Origin of the sequence: Streptococcus sp. 3613 (assembly GCF_013277375.1) — a bacterium.
Lineage (GTDB): Bacteria > Bacillota > Bacilli > Lactobacillales > Streptococcaceae > Streptococcus > Streptococcus pseudopneumoniae.
Map to the genome: position 1 here is coordinate 1 of NZ_VMMV01000116.1, position 5,708 is coordinate 5,708.

A 5,708-nucleotide genomic window follows, 5' to 3' on the forward strand; every position below is an offset into this window, starting at 1 on the left:
AAGTCAGTAACCATACCTATGGCAAGGCAACGCTGACGTGGTTTGAAGAGATTTTCGAAGAGTATTAGGAGAAAAAGAATGAAAGAAATTTCTTTTGACGCATTTTACCAGCTTTATCAAAACGACCAACTTTCTCTAGTGGACGTGAGAGAAGTGGACGAATTTGAAACTCTTCATTTAGAAGGTGCCCACAACCTACCACTTAGTCAATTGGCTGATACCTATGATCAGTTGGATAAGAACCAGTTACATTATGTTATTTGCAAATCTGGAATGAGATCGGCGCGTGCTTGCCAATTTCTAGCTGAACAAAGTTATGAGGTTATCAATGTCCAAGGTGGTATGACTGCCTTTGAAGAACTCTAAACATAAGAATTTTCTCCTACTTGGTGTGATTTAGGTAGGAGAATATTATTTTTAGATAATTCTTATTTTTAAGAATCTTGAAAACATTCAATATTTACTTCGTGATACTTTTTTCATACTCTTATTCATGATATACTAAGTCAGTATTTTATAAATATGAAGGAGATTTTCATGGCTAAAAAAGGTGCCCTAACAGGTTTACTCCTGTTTGGAATATTTTTTGGTGCGGGGAACTTGATTTTTCCGCCTTCTCTGGGTGCTCTATCTGGAGAACATTTTCTTCCTGCCATCGCAGGTTTTGTCTTTTCAGGTGTCGGTATCGCCGTCTTGACTCTTATTATTGGAACGCTAAATCCTAAAGGATATATCTACGAGATTTCTACAAAGATAGCGCCTTGGTTTGCGACTCTTTACCTCTCAGTTCTTTACTTGTCAATCGGTCCATTCTTTGCTATCCCACGTACTGCTACAACAGCTTACGAAGTAGGGATTAGCCCCCTTTTGTCGGATGCAAATAAAGGTCTTGGTTTGATTGTCTTTACGGTTCTTTACTTTGCAGCAGCCTATCTAATTTCGCTCAATCCATCAAAAATCTTGGACCGCATTGGACGTATTTTAACGCCAGTCTTTGCGATTTTGATCGTTATCTTGGTTGTTTTAGGAGCTATCAAATACGGTGGAACAAGTCCTCAAGCTGCTTCAGCTGCTTATCAAGCTTCTGCCTTTGGTACAGGTTTCCTAGAAGGTTATAATACCTTGGATGCCCTTGCTTCAGTTGCCTTTAGCGTAATCGCAGTTCAAACCTTGAAACAACTTGGATTTTCAAGTAAGAAAGAATACATTTCGACTATTTGGGTGGTTGGTATCGTTGTAGCCCTTGCCTTCAGTGCTCTTTACATTGGTTTAGGATTCCTTGGAAATCATTTCCCAGTACCAGCTGAGGCTATGAAGGGTGGAACACCAGGTGTTTACATCTTGTCACAAGCCACTCAAGAAATATTTGGCTCAACAGCTCAACTCTTCCTTGCAGCTATGGTTACCGTAACCTGCTTTACAACAACTGTTGGTTTGATTGTGTCAACAGCTGAGTTCTTTAATGAGCGTTTCCCACAAATCAGCTACAAGGTTTATGCGACAGCCTTTACCTTGATTGGATTTGTCATTGCCAATTTGGGTCTTGATGCGATTATCAAGTACTCAATCCCTGTACTGGTTATCTTGTACCCAATCACCATTGCCATCGTTATGATTGTCATTGTCAACAAATTCGTGGCTCTTTCAAAACCAGGTATGCAGTTGACAATTGCTGTTGTTACAGCTATTGGCATTGCAAGCGTACTAGGAAGCTCCTTTAAGGTTGAATTTTTTGCAAATCTTGTTAGCGTTCTTCCTTTTGCCAAGGCCTCACTCCCATGGTTGGTGCCAGCCATCGTTGGAATCTTGCTCTCATTGGTTCTACCAAACAAGCAAGAAAGCGATGTTTTTGAAATGGAATAATTACTAAAATCACTTTTGTAGTCAAGTCTACAGGAGTGGTTTTCTTTTTTTATCCGATGATAAATGTGTTATAATAGGTAGCAAAAGAGGTGAAGAAATGAATCAAACAGTAGAATATATCAAAGAACTAACAGCTATTGCATCGCCAACAGGCTTCACTCGTGAGATTTCGGACTATTTAGTCAAAACTTTAGAAGGTTTTGGTTACCAGCCGGTTCGCACAGCCAAGGGCGGTGTTAATGTAACTATTAAAGGTCAAAATGATGAGGAACAACGCTATGTGACTGCCCATGTAGATACGCTTGGTGCTATTGTCCGTGCTGTCAAACCAGACGGCCGTCTCAAATTGGACCGTATTGGTGGTTTTCCTTGGAATATGATTGAAGGAGAAAACTGTACCGTTCATGTAGCTAGCACAGGTCAAAAGGTATCGGGAAGCATTCTCATCCACCAAACTTCTTGCCATGTCTACAAGGATGCAGGAACTGCAGAACGCACGCAAGACAATATGGAAGTGCGTTTGGACGCCAAAGTAACTAGTGAAAAAGAAACTCGTGCCTTGGGGATTGAGATCGGTGATTTTATCAGCTTTGACCCACGAACAGTCGTGACAGAGATAGGTTTTATCAAGTCTCGTCATTTGGACGATAAAGTTAGCGCAGCGATTTTGCTTAATCTCCTTCGTATTTATAAGGAAGAGAAGATTGAATTGCCCGTAACAACCCATTTTGCCTTTTCAGTCTTTGAAGAAGTGGGACATGGGGCTAACTCTAATATTCCTGCTCAGGTAGTCGAATATCTGGCTGTTGATATGGGAGCTATGGGCGATGGCCAGCAAACAGATGAGTACACAGTGTCTATCTGTGTCAAGGATGCCTCAGGCCCTTATCACTATGACTTCCGTCAACATTTGGTGACCTTGGCGAAAGAGCAAGATATTCCTTTTAAGCTGGACATCTATCCATTTTATGGTTCGGATGCTTCAGCGGCCATGTCCGCAGGGGCAGAGGTCAAACACGCCCTCCTTGGCGCGGGTATCGAGTCTAGTCATTCTTATGAGCGTACTCATATTGACTCGGTGGTCGCAACAGAGCGTATGGTTGATGCTTACATTAAGAGCGCGTTGGTAGACTAATATGTGTCTTATATGCCAGAGAATTGAGCTCATCAAGAAGGGAGAAAATCCCTATTTTGTCAAAGAGTTGGAAACAGGCTATCTTGTGATTGGAGATCACCAGTATTTTGCAGGCTATAGTCTCTTTCTAGCCAAGGAACACGTCACGGAATTGCATCATTTGAAAAAGGAAACAAGACTACGTTTTCTCGAAGAAATGAGTCTAGTCCAAGAGGCAGTTGCCAAGACCTTTGCTGCTGAGAAAATGAATGTTGAACTTCTAGGAAATGGCGATGCCCATCTCCACTGGCATCTTTTCCCTAGACGAAGCGGTGACATGAATGGTCACGGTCTCAAGGGACGTGGTCCAGTTTGGTGGGTTCCCTTTGAAGAAATGACAACAAAAACCTGCCAAGCAAAACCAGATGAGATTAAAAGATTAGTTAAACGTTTATCGTCAGAACTAGATAAACTATTAGAAATAAAGGAGTAGAAATGAAAAAAAGATACCTTGTCTTGACAGCCTTGATATCCTTGAGTCTAGCAGCTTGTTCACAAGAAAAAGCAAAAAATGAAGATGGCACAGCTAAGACAGAACAGACAGCCAAAGCTGATGGGACAGTCGGCAGTAAGTCTCAAGGGGCTGCCCAGAAAAAAGCAGAAGTGGTCAATAAAGGTGATTACTACAGCATCCAAGGAAAATACGACGAAATCATCGTAGCCAATAAACATTATCCTTTGTCGAAAGACTATAATCCGGGGGAAAATCCAACAGCCAAGGCTGAGTTGGTCAAACTCATCAAAGCGATGCAAGAGGCAGGTTTCCCTATTAGTGATCATTACAGTGGTTTTAGAAGTTATGAAACTCAGACCAAGCTCTATCAAGATTATGTCAACCAAGATGGAAAGGCAGCAGCTGACCGTTACTCTGCCCGTCCTGGCTATAGCGAACACCAGACAGGCTTGGCCTTTGATGTGATTGGGACTGATGGTGATTTGGTGACAGAAGAAAAAGCAGCCCAATGGCTCTTGGATCATGCAGCTGATTATGGCTTTGTTGTCCGTTATCTCAAAGGCAAGGAAAAGGAAACAGGCTATATGGCTGAGGAATGGCACCTGCGTTATGTAGGAAAAGAAGCTAAAGAAATTGCTGCAAGTGGTCTCAGTTTGGAAGAGTATTACGGCTTTGAAGGCGGAGATTACGTCGATTAAAAAATAAACTTTTCTCTTGCAATTCCAGATAAATAGTGTATAATAGATGGGTATGTGAAAAGCATACTTGTGGGAGGTAAAAATCTCTAATTACCGCCAAAACCACAAAGGAGGATTTAAAAATGGCTAAAAAAGTCGAAAAACTTGTAAAATTGCAAATCCCTGCTGGTAAAGCTACACCAGCTCCACCGGTTGGACCTGCTCTTGGTCAAGCTGGTATCAACATCATGGGATTCACAAAAGAGTTCAACGCTCGTACAGCTGACCAAGCTGGGATGATCATTCCAGTTGTTATCTCAGTTTACGAAGATAAATCATTTACTTTCGTTACGAAAACACCACCAGCTGCTGTTCTTTTGAAAAAAGCTGCAGGTGTTGAAAAAGGATCAAGTACACCTAATAAAACTAAAGTTGCTACAGTTACTCGTGCACAAGTACAAGAAATTGCAGAAACTAAGATGCCAGATTTGAACGCAGCAAACGTAGAGTCTGCAATGCGTATGATCGAAGGTACTGCTCGTTCTATGGGATTCACTGTTGTTGACTAATCAATAACACAGTAGAAAATCTCACAGCAGTCTATTAGTTGCTTTTCATACTAGGCAAGTGACTGATACTTGTACTTGGGTACAGCAAGGGAACTTAAGGCCGTAGGAAAAGGAAAGTAATAGACTGAAAACCCGCAAGACTTCATCATTTCGAGGAGTGACGTGGGAGATGAAAATCGATTGAACCACTTACAAGGAGAATAGAAAATGGCTAAAAAAAGCAAACAACTTCGTGCTGCTCTTGAGAAAATCGACAGCACAAAAGCATACAGCGTAGAAGAAGCTGTAGCACTTGCAAAAGAAACTAACTTTGCAAAATTTGACGCAACTGTAGAAGTTGCTTACAACTTGAACATCGACGTTAAAAAAGCTGACCAACAAATCCGTGGAGCAATGGTATTGCCAAACGGTACTGGTAAAACTTCACGCGTTCTTGTTTTCGCACGCGGTGCAAAAGCTGAAGAAGCAAAAGCTGCTGGTGCAGACTTTGTTGGTGAAGATGACCTTGTTGCTAAAATCAACGACGGTTGGTTGGACTTCGACGTAGTTATCGCTACACCTGATATGATGGCTCTTGTTGGACGTCTTGGACGTGTCCTTGGACCACGTAACTTGATGCCAAACCCTAAAACTGGTACTGTAACAATGGATGTTGCTAAAGCAGTTGAAGAGTCTAAAGGTGGTAAAATCACTTACCGTGCTGACCGTGCAGGTAACGTTCAAGCAATCATCGGTAAAGTATCATTTGAAGCTGAAAAATTGGTTGAAAACTTCAAAGCTTTCAACGAAACAATCCAAAAAGCAAAACCAGCTACAGCTAAAGGAACTTACGTAACAAACTTGACTATCACAACTACTCAAGGTGTTGGTATCAAAGTTGACGTAAACTCACTTTAATCAGTAGTTAAAGTAATGTAAAAAAGTTGAAGACGCTATGTCTCAACTTTTTTTGATTATGGCTTCAAGCCAGT

At 41.4% G+C, this 5,708-nt stretch carries 7 protein-coding genes; all 7 read left to right on the forward strand.

Going from position 1 to position 5,708, the window contains the following annotated elements:
• The first annotated feature begins 78 nt into the window (after window positions 1–78).
• Entirely contained in the window at window positions 79–366 is a 288-nt protein-coding gene (locus tag HT708_RS10980; protein WP_172926392.1) for a rhodanese-like domain-containing protein, read from the forward strand.
• A 171-nt stretch (window positions 367–537) separates the two neighbouring features.
• Window positions 538–1,863 carry a branched-chain amino acid transport system II carrier protein gene (gene brnQ, locus HT708_RS10985; protein WP_172926393.1) on the forward strand — a complete coding sequence of 442 codons (1,326 nt, stop codon included), beginning with the start codon at window positions 538–540 and terminating at the stop codon, window positions 1,861–1,863.
• A 97-nt stretch (window positions 1,864–1,960) separates the two neighbouring features.
• A complete protein-coding gene (locus tag HT708_RS10990) occupies window positions 1,961–2,998 on the forward strand; it encodes a M42 family metallopeptidase (protein ID WP_172926394.1) in 1,038 nt (345 codons plus the stop codon).
• A gap of 1 nt (window position 2,999) precedes the next feature.
• A complete protein-coding gene (locus HT708_RS10995; protein WP_172925103.1) occupies window positions 3,000–3,470 on the forward strand; it encodes an HIT family protein in 471 nt (156 codons plus the stop codon).
• A 2-nt stretch (window positions 3,471–3,472) separates the two neighbouring features.
• Entirely contained in the window at window positions 3,473–4,189 is a 717-nt protein-coding gene (gene ldcB, locus HT708_RS11000; protein ID WP_172926395.1) for an LD-carboxypeptidase LdcB/DacB, read from the forward strand.
• A 122-nt stretch (window positions 4,190–4,311) separates the two neighbouring features.
• Complete coding sequence (gene rplK, locus HT708_RS11005) at window positions 4,312–4,737, forward strand: 50S ribosomal protein L11 (protein WP_001085812.1); 426 nt, start codon at window positions 4,312–4,314, stop codon at window positions 4,735–4,737.
• A gap of 207 nt (window positions 4,738–4,944) precedes the next feature.
• The gene (gene rplA, locus HT708_RS11010) at window positions 4,945–5,634 is read left to right on the forward strand and encodes a 50S ribosomal protein L1 (RefSeq protein ID WP_001085675.1); all 690 of its coding nucleotides are present in this window, start codon (window positions 4,945–4,947) and stop codon (window positions 5,632–5,634) included.
• Window positions 5,635–5,708 lie beyond the last annotated feature (74 nt).

Excerpts from the sequence above, each read along its gene's own strand:
- HT708_RS10980 (WP_172926392.1), top strand. The coding sequence starts at position 79 with ATGAAAGAAATTTCTTTTGACGCATTTTACCAGCTTTATCAAAACGAC.
- brnQ (WP_172926393.1), top strand. The coding sequence starts at position 538 with ATGGCTAAAAAAGGTGCCCTAACAGGTTTACTCCTGTTTGGAATATTT.
- HT708_RS10990 (WP_172926394.1), top strand. The coding sequence starts at position 1,961 with ATGAATCAAACAGTAGAATATATCAAAGAACTAACAGCTATTGCATCG.
- HT708_RS10995 (WP_172925103.1), top strand. The coding sequence starts at position 3,000 with ATGTGTCTTATATGCCAGAGAATTGAGCTCATCAAGAAGGGAGAAAAT.
- ldcB (WP_172926395.1), top strand. The coding sequence starts at position 3,473 with ATGAAAAAAAGATACCTTGTCTTGACAGCCTTGATATCCTTGAGTCTA.
- rplK (WP_001085812.1), top strand. The coding sequence starts at position 4,312 with ATGGCTAAAAAAGTCGAAAAACTTGTAAAATTGCAAATCCCTGCTGGT.
- rplA (WP_001085675.1), top strand. The coding sequence starts at position 4,945 with ATGGCTAAAAAAAGCAAACAACTTCGTGCTGCTCTTGAGAAAATCGAC.